The sequence below is a fragment of the Streptomyces sp. 3214.6 genome (genome assembly GCF_900129855.1).
GTDB classification, from domain to species: domain Bacteria; phylum Actinomycetota; class Actinomycetes; order Streptomycetales; family Streptomycetaceae; genus Streptomyces; species Streptomyces soliscabiei.
Window position 1 is genome coordinate 2,413,212 of sequence record NZ_LT670819.1, and the last position, 15,466, is coordinate 2,428,677.

11 protein-coding genes are annotated in these 15,466 nt (G+C 69.5%); 3 read left to right on the forward strand and 8 right to left on the reverse strand.

Annotated elements, in window-relative coordinates; genetic code table 11:
- Nucleotides 1-144 precede the first annotated feature (144 nt).
- Complete coding sequence (locus tag B5557_RS10805) at nt 145-1,365, forward strand: thiolase family protein (protein ID WP_079658919.1); 1,221 nt, start codon at nt 145-147, stop codon at nt 1,363-1,365.
- Nucleotides 1,362-3,488: a 3-hydroxyacyl-CoA dehydrogenase NAD-binding domain-containing protein gene (locus B5557_RS10810; RefSeq protein WP_079658920.1), complete on the forward strand. Its 2,127-nt coding sequence runs from the start codon at nt 1,362-1,364 to the stop codon at nt 3,486-3,488. The genes B5557_RS10805 and B5557_RS10810 overlap by 4 nt, the downstream gene beginning before the upstream one ends.
- A gap of 337 nt (nt 3,489-3,825) precedes the next feature.
- Here B5557_RS10810 and B5557_RS10815 read toward each other — a convergent pair whose 3' ends face one another.
- Nucleotides 3,826-4,842 (reverse strand): hypothetical protein, encoded by a 1,017-nt coding sequence (locus B5557_RS10815; protein ID WP_079658921.1) that lies wholly within the window; start codon nt 4,840-4,842, stop codon nt 3,826-3,828.
- A gap of 80 nt (nt 4,843-4,922) precedes the next feature.
- Between B5557_RS10815 and B5557_RS10820 the strand changes: the two genes are divergently transcribed.
- Nucleotides 4,923-5,318 carry an NTP pyrophosphohydrolase gene (locus tag B5557_RS10820; RefSeq protein WP_079664707.1) on the forward strand — a complete coding sequence of 132 codons (396 nt, stop codon included), beginning with the start codon at nt 4,923-4,925 and terminating at the stop codon, nt 5,316-5,318.
- 74 nt (nt 5,319-5,392) lie between these two features.
- On the opposite strand, the gene B5557_RS10825 is transcribed toward B5557_RS10820, so the two are convergent.
- From B5557_RS10825 to B5557_RS10855, 7 genes are all read right to left on the reverse strand, one after another.
- Nucleotides 5,393-6,916: an amino acid permease gene (locus tag B5557_RS10825; protein WP_079658922.1), complete on the reverse strand. Its 1,524-nt coding sequence runs from the start codon at nt 6,914-6,916 to the stop codon at nt 5,393-5,395.
- A 145-nt stretch (nt 6,917-7,061) separates the two neighbouring features.
- Nucleotides 7,062-8,987: a 1-deoxy-D-xylulose-5-phosphate synthase gene (dxs, locus tag B5557_RS10830; RefSeq protein ID WP_079658923.1), complete on the reverse strand. Its 1,926-nt coding sequence runs from the start codon at nt 8,985-8,987 to the stop codon at nt 7,062-7,064.
- 194 nt (nt 8,988-9,181) lie between these two features.
- Nucleotides 9,182-10,555: a sugar ABC transporter permease gene (locus B5557_RS10835; RefSeq protein ID WP_079658924.1), complete on the reverse strand. Its 1,374-nt coding sequence runs from the start codon at nt 10,553-10,555 to the stop codon at nt 9,182-9,184.
- Nucleotides 10,552-11,343, reverse strand: coding sequence for an ATP-binding cassette domain-containing protein (locus B5557_RS10840; RefSeq protein ID WP_079658925.1), 792 nt, complete (start codon nt 11,341-11,343; stop codon nt 10,552-10,554). Before B5557_RS10840 ends, B5557_RS10835 begins: the two co-directional genes overlap by 4 nt.
- 312 nt (nt 11,344-11,655) lie before the next feature.
- Nucleotides 11,656-12,756, reverse strand: a complete 1,101-nt coding sequence (locus tag B5557_RS10845; RefSeq protein ID WP_443031344.1) for a sugar ABC transporter substrate-binding protein — start codon at nt 12,754-12,756, stop codon at nt 11,656-11,658.
- A gap of 122 nt (nt 12,757-12,878) precedes the next feature.
- On the reverse strand, nt 12,879-14,078 hold the full coding sequence (locus B5557_RS10850; protein WP_079658927.1) for an ROK family transcriptional regulator: 1,200 nt from the start codon (nt 14,076-14,078) through the stop codon (nt 12,879-12,881).
- A gap of 452 nt (nt 14,079-14,530) precedes the next feature.
- Nucleotides 14,531-15,466 carry a carbohydrate ABC transporter permease gene (locus tag B5557_RS10855; RefSeq protein ID WP_079658928.1) on the reverse strand — a complete coding sequence of 312 codons (936 nt, stop codon included), beginning with the start codon at nt 15,464-15,466 and terminating at the stop codon, nt 14,531-14,533.

Genomic DNA, 15,466 nt, shown 5'->3' on the forward strand with positions numbered 1-15,466 from the left:
GCCGACGCGTCCCGGGTGTGACCTTCGCCGCTTGGCCCTCCCGGACTGGGCAGCTACGTTACCCATAAGTAGCATGGGTCCTGAGCGCGCGCTCAGCGCTTGCGTGTCGCAGCAGTGCCATCCCGCACCTGGAGGAGAGCCATCGTGCCTCGTACCGTCAGGGACGTCGTCTTCGTCGACGGCGTCCGTACCCCGTTCGGCAAGGCGGGCCCGAAGGGCATCTACCACGAGACCCGCGCCGACGACCTCGTCGTGAAGGCGATCCGGGAGCTGCTGCGCCGCAACCCCGGTCTCGACCCCAAGAAGATCGACGAGGTCGCCATCGCGGCGACCACGCAGATCGGTGACCAGGGCCTGACCATCGGCCGCACGGCCGGCATCCTCGCCGGTCTGCCGCAGTCCGTGCCGGGTTACTCCATCGACCGGATGTGCGCGGGCGCCCTGACCGCCGTCACCACGGTCGCCGGCTCGGTCGCCTTCGGCGCGTACGACATCGCCATCGCCGGCGGTGTCGAGCACATGGGCCGTCACCCGATGGGCGAGGGCGTGGACCCGAACCCGCGGTTCGTCAGCGAGAAGCTGGTCGACGAGTCCGCCCTGTTCATGGGCATGACCGCGGAGAACCTGCACGACCGCTACCCGCACATCACCAAGCAGCGCGCCGACGAGTACGCCGTGCGCTCGCAGGAGAAGGCCGCCAAGGCGTACGCCAACGGCAAGATCCAGGCCGACCTGGTGCCGATCTCGGTGCGCCGCACCAACCCTGAGGCCGGTGAGACAGGCTGGGGCCTGGTCACCGCCGACGAGCCGATGCGGCCGGGCACCACCCTGGAGAACCTCTCCGGCCTCAAGACCCCGTTCCGTGTCCACGGCCGGGTCACCGCAGGCAACGCGGCCGGTCTGAACGACGGCGCCACCGCCTCCCTCATCGCGTCCGAGGACTTCGCGCGCGAGAACAACCTGCCGGTCAAGATGCGCCTCGTCGCGTACTCCTTCGCCGGCGTCGAGCCGGAGGTCATGGGCTACGGACCGATCCCGGCCACGGAGAAGGCCCTCGCGCAGGCGGGTCTGTCCATCTCCGACATCGGTCTGTTCGAGATCAACGAGGCCTTCGCCGTCCAGGTCCTGGCCTTCCTCGACCACTACGGCATCGCCGACGACGACGAGCGCGTCAACCAGTACGGCGGCGCGATCGCCTTCGGCCACCCGCTGGCCTCCTCCGGCGTCCGTCTGATGACGCAGCTGGCCCGCCAGTTCGAGGAGCAGCCGCAGGTCCGCTACGGCCTGACGACCATGTGCGTCGGCTTCGGCATGGGCGCGACGGTCATCTGGGAGAACCCGCACTTCGACGGAGGCGACAAGTGAGCACCACCGAACTCCTGAAGCGGGCGGCCGAGTTGTTCCCGGACGAGGTCGTCACCCAGGCGCACGTACGCCACCTGGACCTGCCGTTCGGCGCGGGGCGCTTCGCCCTGATCACGCTGGACAACGGTTTCGACCACACCAAGCCGACCACCTTCGGACCGCAGTCCCTCGCGAACCTCGACGTCGCGATCGACCAGGTCGAGCAGGAGGCGAAGGCGGGCGAGATCGTCGGCGCCGGCGTCACCGGCAAGCCGTTCATCTTCGCGGTCGGCGCGGACCTCAAGGGCGTCGAGCTCCTCAAGGAGCACAAGGACGCGCTCGCCATCGGCAAGGGCGGGCACGAGGTCTTCAAGCGTCTGGCAGGCCTCGCGGTCCCGACCTTCGCGTACTACAACGGCGCGGCGATGGGCGGCGGCGTCGAGGTCGGTCTGCACTGCGAGTACCGCACTGTCTCGAAGGCGCTTCCCGCGTTCTCCCTGCCCGAGGTCTTCCTCGGCCTGGTCCCCGGCTGGGGCGGCTGCACGCTGCTGCCGAACCTGATCGGCGCCGACAAGGCCGTCTCGGTGATCATCGAGAACAGCCTCAACCAGAACAAGCAGCTGAAGGGGCAGCAGGTCTTCGACCTCGGCATCGCCGACGCCCTCTTCGAGGGTGCGGACTTCCTGGAGCAGTCGCTGATCTGGACGGCGAACGTCCTCAACGGCGACGTCGAGGTCGAGCGTCCGGTGATCGACCGCGGTGAGGCCTGGGACCAGGCCGTCGCGCGCGGCCGGTTCGTCGCCGACTCCAAGGTGCACGCGGCGGCCCCGGCCGCGTACCGCGCGCTGGACATCATCGCCGCCGCGAAGAACGGCGACCTGCAGCAGGGCTACGACGCCGAGGACGTCGCGCTCGCCGACCTGATCATGGGCGGCGAACTGCGCTCCGGTATCTACGCGTTCAACCTGGTGCAGAAGCGCGGCAAGCGCCCGGCGGGCGCCCCGGACAAGAACCTGGCCCGCCCGGTCACCAAGGTCGGCGTCGTGGGCGCGGGTCTGATGGCCTCGCAGCTCGCGCTGCTGTTCCTGCGCCGCCTGGAGGTGCCGGTCGTGCTGACCGACATCGACCAGGAGCGCGTCGACAAGGGTGTGGGCTACGTCCACACCGAGATCGACAAGCTGCTCGGCAAGGGCCGGATCAACCAGGACAAGGCCAACCGTCTCAAGGCCCTGGTCACCGGTGTCCTCGACAAGGCCGAGGGCTTCTCCGACGCGGACTTCGTCATCGAGGCCGTCTTCGAGGAGATCGGCGTCAAGCAGCAGGTGTTCGCGGAGGTCGAGGCGGTCGCCCCGGCGCACGCGATCCTCGCCACCAACACCTCCTCGCTGTCGATCTCCGAGATGGCGTCGAAGCTGAAGAACCCCGAGCGGGTCGTGGGCTTCCACTTCTTCAACCCGGTCGCGATCCTGCCGCTGCTGGAGATCGTGCGGGGCGAGGCGACCGACGACGCCTCGCTGGCCACCGCGTTCGCCGTCGCCAAGAAGCTGAAGAAGACGGCGGTCCTGGTGAAGGACGCCCCGGCGTTCGTCGTGAACCGCATCCTGACCCGCTTCATGGGCGAGGTGCAGAACGTCATCGACGAGGGCACCCCCGTCGAGGTCGCGGAGAAGGCGGTGGAGCCGCTCGGCCTGCCGATGTCGCCGCTGGTCCTGCTGGAGCTGGTCGGTCCGGCGATCGGCCTGCATGTCTCGGAGACGCTCAACCGGGCGTTCCCGGACCGCTTCACGGTCTCCCCGAACCTCGCGGCCGTCGTCAAGGCGGGCAAGCGCGGTTTCTACGTCTACGACAGCGGCAAGCCCGAGCTGGACCCCGAGGTCGCCGCGCTCCTGAAGCAGGGCGACAACGCCCTGACCGAGGAGCAGGTGCGGGCGCGTGTCCTGGACGCGGTGGCGCAGGAGATCGGGCTCATGCTCGACGAGGGCGTCGTCGCCGAGGCGCAGGACATCGATCTCTGCCTGATCACGGGCGCCGGTTGGCCCTTCCACCTGGGCGGCATCACGCCGTACCTGGACCGCGAGGGTGTCTCCGAGCGCGTGAACGGCAAGAAGTTCCTGGCGCCGGGCGTCGCGTCGGTTCCGGCGTAACCTTCGTAACCGTTTGCACAACCGATGAAGAGGGCCTCCGCTGCTCGGCGGAGGCCCTCTGTCATGCGTCGGCCGTCATGCGTCGGCCGTCATGCGTCGGCCGTCATGCGTCGGTCTCCGGGGTCAGTTGCATCCTCGTTCTCCCTTACGCCGGCGCCGGCTCGGTGACCTCGCCACTCGAACTGCGCCACTTCAGCGCACCCTTGTCGGCGTAGAGGAGGCCGGGTTGGTCGACGTCACGTTCAGCGCCGCGCGATCGCCGGTCGTGGCCTTGTAGTGTCCTCGTCGCCCGCCGCCGCCCTGACCATCTCCACACAGCGGGCACAACGGAGTTCGCTCACACCGTTCGCCAGGCCGTCAGGGCCAGGCCCGGCTCGTCCTTGCGGCGGGTGAGCCGCAGGTCGCCGGTCGACAGGGACAGGGTCGCGGCGACGACCCGGTTCTCGTGGTCCTTGGCGAGCGCCACCACGGCGTCGGCGGGCAGCGCGGGGCCCGACTCGGCCCACCAGGCGCCGGCGGACTCCTGTTCGGTCGGGTACGCGGCGAAGGCGACGCGGCCGCTCGCGGAGCGCTGGGCGAGCAACGTGCAGTCGTGGCCGTCGAGTTCGGTGCGGATGGCGGCGACCGGGCCGGGTCCGGCGGCGGCGAGCACGGGGACGGGCTCGCCGCCGGGACGCCAGGCGCACACGTCGCCGGAGTCGTCGGTGTAGAAGAGGGTGGTGTGTTCCTGGGAGGTGGCCAGCGCCCGGAGCGTGCCCGGCCGGACCGGCGCCTTGAGGGGCTCCTGCAGCACCGGTTGGGCGCCCGGCGCCTCCTGCCGCCAGTGCAGGATCCCGTCGGCGACGGCCGCGTACGCGGCGACACGGCCGGACTCCGCCGTCACCGCGACGGGCGGTCCCTCGACGCCCTGTCCTTTCAGGTCGCGCCAAGGGTCCCAGCCGCCCTTCTCCTTCTGGGCGACCATGCACAGTCCCGTGCCGATGTTGCGCACGAAGACATGCGCGCGCCCCTGGGCGTCCACGGCGACGGCGGGCGTGCCGGTGCGGTCGCCCTTCTTGTTGGGATGGCCGATGGGCGCCCAGTCCAGGGCGGACAGCAGCGGCCGGTAGTGCGTGGAGTGCACGAGGGCCGCCTCGCCCTGCGCGGTGGGCCGCCAGGAGGCCAGATGGGCGTAGCCGTCGGCGCCGTGGCCGACGGCGAGCACCCGCTGCACCTTCTGGTCGCCGCCCACCGGGCGCGGGTCCTCCCAGGGCCCGCCGGGGAGGCGCTCGGCCCGGCACAGGACCGCGTCGTCCGACATCAGATAGACACCCAGCCGCCCATCGCGGCCACGTATGAGCCAGTCGCCGTTCACCCGGTCACCTTATGTCGGGGCCGGTGCGGCCACTGGGTGCGGGTCCGGCCGGCGGGGCCGCCCGTGCGACCCTGGGGTCCATGGACGGTTCCCTGGACGGCCCCCCGGACGACGGCGCCCGGCTGCTCGTGATCGTCGACGCGGCGAACGTCGTCGGGTCGGTACCCGACGGGTGGTGGCGGGACCGGCGGGGCGCGGCCGAGCGGCTGCGCGACCGGCTGGCCGCCGTCGGGCTGCCGGGGCACTCCGGGCCCGAGGAGATCGTCCTCGTCGTCGAAGGCGCGGCCCGCGGGGTGGAGCCGGTGCCCGGCGTACGGGTGGAGGCGGCGTCCGGCAGCGGGGACGACCGTATCGTCGAGCTGGTCGCCGAGGCCGGCGGGCGCTCCCGCCTGGTCGTCACGGCCGACCGTGAGCTGCGCCGCCGGGTGACGGAACTGGGCGCGGACGTCACCGGCCCGCGCTCGGTCCGGGGCTGAAGCGGTGGCGGGGCTGAAGCGGTACGGCGGCGGGGCCGGCCCCGGCGGGCGGTATGGGGCCGGCTGCGAAGCCGTCACACGGTGTCGTCGCGGCCGGGTCCGGTGACCTCGCCCGCGGATGTCTCCTCGCGGCGTCCGAGTCGGCTGTGGGAGCGGCCGTAGAGGAAGTACACGAAGAACCCGACGACCATCCAGATGCCGAACCGCAGCCAGGTCTCGGCGGGCAGGTTGAGCATCAGCCACAGTGAGGCGCACACCGACAGGATCGGGATGACGGGCACCCACGGAGTGCGGAAGGCGCGGTGCAGGTCGGGGCGGTTCCTGCGCAGGATGATCACGCCGATCGCGACGACCACGAAGGCGAACAGGGTGCCGATGTTCACCAGTTCGGCGAGTTCGCTGAGGCTGGTGAAGCCGGCCAGGATCGCGATGAGCACGCCGAGCAGGATGGTCGGCCGGTGCGGGGTCCTGAACCGCGGGTGGACGTGGGAGAAGAAGCGCGGCAGCAGTCCGTCGCGGCTCATCGCGAAGAAGACCCGGGTCTGGCCGAGGAGCAGGATCATGCAGACCGTCGTCAGGCCGACGGCGGCGCCGAAGCTGATGAAGCCGGCGAACCAGGGGTGGCCGGTGGCCTTGAAGGCGTCGGCGAGCGGGGCGCTCACGGACAGCTTGGTGTAGTGCTCCATCCCGGTGACGACGATCGACACGGCGACGTACAGGATCGTGCAGATGACGAGGGAGCCGAGGATGCCGCGGGGCATGTCGCGCTGCGGGTTCCTGGTCTCCTCGGCGGCGGTGGCGACGACGTCGAAGCCGATGAAGGCGAAGAAGACGACGGAGGCGGCGGTGAAGATGCCCATCACGCCGAAGTTGGAGGGCGCCCAGCCGAACATCAGCTGGATGAGCGGGGACTGCAGGCTGTCGCCGGCCGGGACCTTCTCCGCCTTGGGGATGAACGGGTGGTAGTTGTCGCCGTGGATGAAGAAGGCGCCGGCGACGATCACGGTCAGGACGACGGTCACCTTGACGGCGACCACGACGGAGGTGACCCGCGCGGAGAGCTTCGTGCCGACCACGAGGATGGCGGTGAGCACCAGGACGAGGGCGGCGGCGAGGATGTCGAAGCCGAAGCCGTGGGCTCCCTCTCTTCCGCTCAGCGCCGCCGGCAGGTGCCAGCCGGCGTTGTCCAGCAGCGAGGCGATGTACCCGGACCAGCCGACGGCGACCACCGCCGTGCCGAGCGCGAACTCCAGGACCAGGTCCCAGCCGATGGTCCAGGCGGGCAGTTCCCCGAGGGAAGCGTACGAGAAGGTGTACGCGGAGCCGGCCACCGGGACGGTGGAGGCGAACTCGGCGTAGCAGAGCGCGGCGAGCGCGCAGGCGACCCCGGCCGCCACGAAGGCCAGGGCGACGGCGGGTCCGGCGTTGTTCTTGGCGACGGTGCCGGTGAGGACGAAGATGCCGGTGCCGATGATGACACCGACGCCGAAGACGGTCAGATCGAGCGCGGACAAGGATTTCTTGAGCGCGTGCTCGGGCTCCTCGGTATCGAGGATGGACTGCTCGACCTTCTTCGTCCGGAAGAGGGTGCTGCTCACGGGGACCTCCCACGCTGTGTCGTCCTCGACATGATCGAGAGGGGGCGTGGTACGTATGCCCCGGCGCGAGTGGATTCACGCAAATGGGCCGGTTCCACCACCCTTCGCGGTGGTGGAACCGGCCCGTTCGCAAGCGGCCGGCGGGTCAGTCGCGGGCGGGCTCGACCGAGTCGACCTCGGCGGCGGCGCTGCCGTACCTGCCGTCGAGCCGGGAGACCAGGCCGGTGACCTGGCGGGCGATGTCGGGGGCGGTGAGGCCGATCTCCGTCATCACCTCGCCGCGGGAGGCGTGGTCGAGGAAGCGGGGCGGGATGCCGAAGTCGCGCAGCGGCACGTCGACGCCCGCGTCGCGCAGGGCCTGGGCGATCGCCGAGCCGACACCGCCGACGCGGGAGTTGTCCTCGACGGTGACGACCACACGGTGGCGCTCCGCGAGGGGCGCGAGGGCCTCGTCGACGGGCTTGACCCAGCGCGGGTCGACGACGGTGGTGGTGATGCCCTGCCGGTCGAGGAGGGTCGCGATCTCCAGGCACATCGGGGCGAGCGCGCCCACGGAGACCAGCAGCACGTCCGGGGCGCCGGTGCCGCTCTCACGCAGCACGTCCATGCCGCCGACACGTCCCACGGCGGGTACGGCGGGGCCGACGGCGCCCTTGGAGAAGCGGACGACGGTCGGCGCGTCCTCGACCGCGACGGCCTCGCGCAGCTGGGCGCGGACCTGGTCGGCGTCGCGCGGGGCGGCGAGCCTGAGGCCGGGGACGACCTGGAGGATCGACATGTCCCACATACCGTTGTGGGAGGCGCCGTCGGTGCCGGTGACACCGGCCCGGTCCAGGACGAACGTGACCCCGCACTTGTGGAGGGCGACGTCCATCAGGACCTGGTCGAAGGCGCGGTTGAGGAACGTGGCGTACACCGCGAACACCGGATGCAGTCCGCCGGTGGCGAGGCCCGCGGCGGAGACGGCGGCGTGCTGTTCCGCGATGCCGACGTCGTAGATGCGGTTCGGGAAGGTGTCCGCGAACTTCTTCAGGCCCACCGGCTGGAGCATCGCCGCCGTGATCGCGACGATGTCCTCGCGCTCCTTGCCGAGCTCGACCATCTCGTCGCCGAAGACGGACGTCCAGTCGGCGCCGGAGACCTTGACCGGCAGACCGGTGTCGGGGTGGATGGGGCCGATGCCGTGGAAGCGGTCGGCCTCGTCCTGGAGGGCGGGCTGGTAGCCGCGGCCCTTCTCGGTGAGACAGTGCACGATCACCGGGCCGCCGAAGCGTTTGGCGCGGGCCAGCGCGGACTCCAGGGCCTCGATGTCGTGGCCGTCGATCGGGCCCACGTACTTCAGGCCGAGGTCCTCGAACATGCCCTGGGGGGCGATGAAGTCCTTCAGGCCCTTCTTGGCGCCGTGCAGGGTCTCGTAGAGGGGCCTACCGACGACGGGGGTGCGCTCCAGCACCTCCCTGGTGCGGGCGAGGAAGCGCTCGTAGCCGTCCGTCGTGCGCAGGGTGGCGAGGTGGTTGGCGAGGCCGCCGATGGTCGGCGCGTAGGAGCGCTCGTTGTCGTTGACGACGATCACCAGCGGGCGGTCGCCGTCGGCGATGTTGTTCAGCGCCTCCCAGGCCATGCCGCCGGTGAGCGCCCCGTCGCCGATGACGGCGACGACGTGGTCGTCGCGGTCGAGGATCTGGTTGGCCTTCGCGAGGCCGTCGGCCCAACCGAGGACGGTGGAGGCGTGACTGTTCTCGATGACGTCGTGCTCGGACTCGCCCTGCGAGGGGTAGCCGGACAGGCCGCCCTTCATCTTCAGCCGGGAGAAGTCCTGTCGGCCCGTGAGCAGTTTGTGCACATAGGACTGGTGGCCCGTGTCCCACAGCACCTTGTCCTTGGGGGACTCGAAGACCCGGTGCAGGGCGATGGTGAGCTCGACCACGCCGAGGTTGGGACCGAGGTGGCCGCCGGTCTTGGACACGGCGTCGACGAGGAAGGTCCGGATCTCCTCCGCCAGCTGGTTCAGCTCCTCCGGGCTGAGCCGGTCAAGATCGCGCGGTCCCCTGATGCGGGTCAGCAGCGGCACCCGTGCCTCCTTGCAGTAAAAGCCGATCGAGCTGTTGCCGGGCTTGTCGAGTCTAATGTTCCGTCCGGGCGGACGGACTCCGGCCCGTGCGTCATAGGTCACGCGAACGGCCGTACCCACGATGAGGCCTTCCTATGACATGACTGTGCCCGGCATCTGCGGGGATGCCGGGCACAGCCAAGTCAACGGGCGAACTAGCCGCGGCCGGCGGCCTTCTGGCTCCGGCGGGAGACGGAGTCGATGACGACCGCGCCGAGCAGCACACCACCGGTGATCATGTACTGGATCGAGGTGTTCATGTTCAGCAGGTCGAGTCCGGTCTGGATGGACTGGATGACCAACATGCCCAGGAGGGCGGACCAGACGGTGCCGCGGCCGCCGAAGAGGCTGGTGCCACCGATGACGGCCGCCGCGATGGCGAGCATCAGGGTGTTGCCGCCGCCTGCGCTCAGCGACGCGCCCGCGGTCTGGCCGGCGAAGAACATGCCGCCGACCGCCGCGAAGCCGCCGGAGATGGCGAACACGGTGATCCGGATCATCGGCACGTTGATACCGGCACGGCGGGCGGCCTCGATGCCGCCGCCGACCGCGAACACCTTGCGGCCGTACGTCGTACGACGCAGCACGAAGTCCACGATCACCAGCGCCGCCAGGAAGATCACCAGCGAGTTGGAGACACCCGAGGCGTTGTTCAGCACGGCGGCGGACGCGAACGCGGCGACGGCGAGGGCGCCCACGCGCAGCAGGATCTCGCCGGTCGCGCGGAACGGCACGCCCGCGGCCCGGCGGCGGCGCTGCTCACCGAAGTTGCCCACCAGGGACAGCACGACGGCGAGTCCGGCCAGGATGTAGGCGCCGATGATGGCCTGGTCCATGAAGAAGGAGTTCTGGCCGAGCAGGTGGATCGGGCCGGAGTCCGACGGCAGGTTGATCGTGCCGCTGGAGCCGAGCAGCCACAGCATCAGACCGTTCCAGCCGAGGAAGCCGGCCAGGGTCACCACGAAGGCCGGTACGCCGATCTTCGCGAAGAACCATCCGTGCAGGGCGCCGATGCCGATGCCGGTGATGATCGTCAGGACCAGGGACAGCCATGGGTTCATGCTGTGGTCGGTCACGAACACGGCGAACAGCGCGGACGCCAGACCGCTGACGGAACCGACCGACAGGTCGATCTCGCCGAGCAGCAGCACGAACACCAGGCCGATGGCGAGCATGCCGGTGGCCGACAGGAAGTAGCTGACGTTGGAGAGGTTGTCGGCGCTGAGGAAGCGGTCGTTCTTCAACTGGAAGATGGTCCAGATGATGATCAGACCGAGGACGACCGGGATCTGGCCCAGCTCGCCGCCCTTGACCTTCCGCTTGAACTCGGTCAGATAGCCCTTGAGGCCCTCTTCACGGACCAGCAGACGCGGGTCGACGACGGTGACCGGCGCGGCGGTCGGGTCGTCGGCGGGGGCGACCGTGTTCTGGTCCTCGACGACACCGTCGGTCTTGGCGACCTTCGTCGCGGTGTCGGTCTTCTCCGTCTTCGCGGCCTTCTCGGGCTCGGTCTTGGACGTGTCGCTCACTTTGCCGCCTCCGCGGTGCGACGCCCCGCACGACGGGTCACGGCGTTGTCCGTGGCACCCGTGATCGCGGCGATGATCTCTTCGTGGCTGGTGTCCTTCACGGGGAAGGAGCCGTTGTTCTTGCCCAGGCGCAGGACGGCGACGGTGTCCGCGACCGCCTTGACGTCGGCCATGTTGTGGCTGATGAGGATGACGCCGAGGTCGCGCTCGCGCAGCCGCTCGACGAGGTCGAGGACCTGCGCGGTCTGCTCGACGCCGAGGGCGGCGGTGGGCTCGTCGAGGATGACGACCTTCGGGTCGCCGATCAGAGCGCGGGCGATGGCGACGACCTGGCGCTGACCGCCGGAGAGGCTCGCGATCGGGATGCGCACGCTCGGGATGCGGATGGAGAGCGTGGACAGCAGCTCCCGGGCGTTCTTCTCCATCGTCACCTCGTCGATGACGCCGCGGTGCAGCAGTTCGCGCCCGAGGTAGAGGTTGCCGACCACGTCGAGGTTGTCACACAGGGCGAGGTCCTGGTAGACGGTCGCGACGCCCAGTCCCTGGGCGTCGTGCGGCTTGTTGATGCTGACGGGCTTGCCCTCCCACTCGATGACGCCCTCATCGATGGGGTGAACACCCGCGATCGTCTTGACCAGGGTGGACTTTCCTGCGCCGTTGTCGCCCACCAGGGCGACCACTTCTCCGGCGTGGACCTCCAGTTCGACGTCGGTGAGTGCCTGCACCGCACCGAATCGCTTGGAGACTCCGCGCAACGCCAGCACGGGCGTAGCGGACACGTGAACCATCTCCTTCGCCGCCTGACCGGCGGGGATGCCGCGCGCAAAGACAAGGCGCGGAGGGATGTGGGTGCCGCCGCGTGGAAACGCGGCGGCACCGCACGAGGTTTACAAGATGAACATGCGCGAATCCGCCGCACTTGGCAACGGTTCCGTCCGACGCCCGTCCCGGCAGCGGGGTGTGAAGGTGGGACGGGCGTCGGAGGAGTCTCGCGGGACCGCCGGGACCGCCGGGACCGCCGGGGCGGTCGGCGGGACCCGAGGGCCGTTGCTGAGGCACGCCTTCGCGGGCGGCTCGCAAGGGCCCTCGGGACCGGGCGCCTACTGGATGCCGGCGGCCTTGCAGGCGGCGGCGTACTCGGCGGTGCAGATGTCCGCGGCGGTGTAGAAGCCGTCCTTGATCACGGTGTCCTTGATGTTGGCCTTGGTGACCGACACCGGGGTCAGCAGCTGCGAGGGCACCTTGTCACCGGAGCCGCTGGTCAGCGTGGTCGGGGCCAGGGACTTGATGTCCTTGCCCTCCAGCAGGTTGACCGCGATCTGGGCGGCGGTCTCCGCCTCGACCTTGTAGGTCTTCATGATCGTGGCGGACTGGGTGCCGGCCACGATCCGCTGGATGGCGGCGAGTTCGGCGTCCTGACCGGTCAGCGGGATGTTGCTGATCTTCGCACCCTTGAGGGTGTTGGCGATGCCGCCGGCCATGCCGTCGTTGGCGGAGTAGACGCCCGCGATGTTCTGGGCACCGAGCTGGGTGATGGCCGCGGCCATCTTCTGGGCGGCGACCGTGTCCTTCCAGAGGCCGGACTGCTCGTAGGCGATGTCGACCTTGCCGTTGAGGACCTTGTGCGCGCCTGCCTTGAACTGGGCGGCGTTGGGGTCGGCGTCGTCACCGTTGATCATGACGACCTTGGCCTTGGGGGTCGCCTTGGCGCCGAGGGCGTCGAGCAGGGCCTGACCCTGGAGCTCGCCGACCTTCTCATTGTCGAAGGAGACGTAGGCGCTGACCGGGCCCTGGGCGAGGCGGTCGTACGCGACGACCTTGACGCCCTTGGCCACGGCGGACTGGATCGAGGACTTGATCGCGGCGGAGTCCTGGGCGGAGATCACGATGACCTTCACGCCCTTGGTGACCATGTTGCTGACCTGCTGGGCCTGCTTGGCCGGGTCGGCCGCGGCGTTCGCGTACTCGAGCTTGCAGTCCGAGCAGAGCGCCTTGACCTTGGCGTCGAAGTACGGCTTGTCGAACTTCTCGTACCGCGCCGTGACGCTGTCGGGGAGCAGCAGGCCGACGGACTTGTCGCCCGAGCTGCTGCTGCCGGAGTCGCTCTTCTTGTCGTCGCCCGCCTTGCCGCAGGCGGCAATCGACAGCGCCATGGACACGGCGGTGGCGCCGATCACGACTCTACGCATCGTTGCGTTCATTGGGGTGTGCCTCCCTGACAGGGCCGCAACGCTGCGGCCGAGGTGGCTCGAAGTCAACTCGGCCGCAAGTTCGACGTCAAGAAGTAAATACTTAACGAGATGGCAACGGCGTCATGCGTTCTCTAAGTGAAGGCAGGTGTCGCCGCGTGCAGGGTGCTGTCCAAAAGGGTGGAATCGCCCATCTCGCTCAGCGCGAGAGCGAGGGCTCCGAGCACCTCCGCGCGGCCGCCAAGTGCCCCCGGGAGAACGGAGAGTTGACGCGCCGCACTCGGGATCGCGTAGCGGCCGACGGACTCTCTTATCGGCCCGAGCACCAGCTCACCGGCCTCGGCGAGATCACCGCCCAGGACCACCCGGCTCGGGTTCAGCAGGTTGCACAGATTGGCGACTCCACTGCCGACATGGCGGCCGACGTCGGCGATCACCCGACGGCAGCCCGGGTCTCCGTCCCTGGCCAGCCGCACGACGCCTTCCATCGTCAGGTCCGTGCCGTGACTGGACTGGAGCAGCGGCAGCACATAGCGCGCGGCCGCGAAGGTCTCCAGGCAGCCCCGGTTTCCGCAGCGGCAGACCGGGCCGGATTCATCCAGAGTAATATGTCCGATTTCCCCCGCCGTTCCGCCGGGGCCCCGGTAGATCTTCCCGTCGATCACCAGACCGGCGCCGACACCGCTCGCGACCTTGATGTAAGCAAGATCACGTACGCCTCTGCCGCTGCCCCAGACCATCTCGCCGAGGGCGCCCAGGTTGGCGTCGTTGTCCACGTGCACCGGGACCCCGAGTCGGCCTCGCATCTCCTCGGCGGGCCTAGTGCCGATCCAGCCGGGCAGGATGGCGGAGGAACCGAGCGAGCCGGACTCCAGATCGATCGGCCCGGGCACGCCGAGACCGACTCCCGCGACCTTCGTACGGTCCACCCCGGTGGCCTCGATCAGCCGGGTGACCAGCTGTTCCGCCCGGTCGAAGCCCTGGGTCGAGGAGGCGTCCACATCCAGCGGCTCGGACTCCTCGGCGAGGACCTGGTGGGCCAGGTTGCCCACGGCGACACGTAGGTGGGTATGGCCGAAATCGACCCCGATGACGATGCCCGCGTCGCCGCTCAGACTGACACTGCGGGCCCTGCGTCCGCCGGCCGAGGTGGGCGTCACCTCGACGGTGCCGCCTTCCTTCAACTCGCGCACGATGTTGGAGACGGTCGCGGCGGACAGGCCGGTCGTCCGGGCGATCTCCGCCTGCGTGAGGGACCCGGCCAGACGCACGGCGCGTACGACTCGCTCCAGGTTGGCTCGGTGCAGCGACGACTGCGACCCCGGAGTCTCCACGACGACCTCCTGCGCACGGGGCCGCTTCGATGAGGCCCCGTCTATGTCCAACTAGTGAACTCTAAGCTGAGCTGTTCGGGTCGCCTCCCGTCAAGAGGTTGAACAGTATCCGTGTGCTTGCGGAGGGACACGGAGGGTGGCGGGATGGGGGGTTGCGGGGCGTGTGGGAGCGGGTGCGGGGCGTGGCGGGCGGGGTCGGGTCGGGTCGGGTCCGGGTCGGGTGATCAAGGCGTAGTCGGTTGCCGCGTGTTCCCCAGCGGCGGCGCCTTGCGCGGACGCGGCGGGCAGTATCGGACGGCATGTCCGGAGTGGCCGGCGCTGACGGCGTGGTCGCGTGGACGGCGCGGGGAACGGAGGTGGGCCTGCGCGACAGTCCCGTGACAGGGATGTCCGCGCAGGCCCGAGGAACATGTGGACGGGCGGGTGGCGGCGCACGTGCTCAGGACCCGCGGCTACTTCAGCGCCCCCGCGGTCAGCCCCTGCACCACCTGCCGCTGGAAGACGATGTACGCGGCCAGCACCGGCAGCATCGCCATCACCAGCCCCGCGAAGAGGCCCGACCAGTCGCCCTTGTATCCCTGGCTGACGGCCAGTTGGACCAGTCCCTGGGTGAGGACGTGCTTGTCGGGGTCGGTGTTGAGGACCGTGGGCAGCATGTACTGGTTCCACTGGCCCAGGAAGTTGAAGATGCCGACGCTGATCAGGCCGGGCTTGGCCATGGGCAGCATGATCTGGAAGAAGGTACGGCTGTGCGAGGCGCCGTCCACGAAGGCCGCCTCCGCCACCGACGTCGGCAGGGTGCGGAAGAACGCCGTCAGGAAGAACACCGTGAACGGCAGCGAGTAGGCGATGTAGACGAGGATCAGGCCGTGGAGGGAGTTCAGCAGGCCCATGTTGTTCACGACGTAGAACAGCGGGACCAGGGCAAGCATGATCGGGAAGCTCATGCCGCCGATGAAGAGGTAGTAGATGAAACGGTTTCCGGGGAAGTCGAAGCGCGCGAGGACGTAGGCCGCCATGGAACCGAGGACCAGGGTTCCGATGAGTGAACCTCCCACGACCAGCACGGTGTTGAGGAAGTAGTCGCTCATGTTGGCCTCGGTCCAGGCCCGCGACCAGTTGTCGAAGTGCAGCTTGTCCGGCAGCGACCAGGGCGAGCCGAAGATGGAGCTGTCGTCCTTGAAGGAGGTCATCACCGCCCACAGCAACGGCAGCACGACCATGATCGCCCAGAGGACCAGGATGCCGTGGGAAAAGACGTTGAGGACCTTTCCCTCCGTCTTCTTCTCCGCGGGCGGTTTCCCGAAGGCCGGGTCGACCTTCGTGACCCAAACGCCGGAGCTGCCCGGCTCGGCCGGCCGGGACGCGGGGGTTTGTGTCGTCTTCAA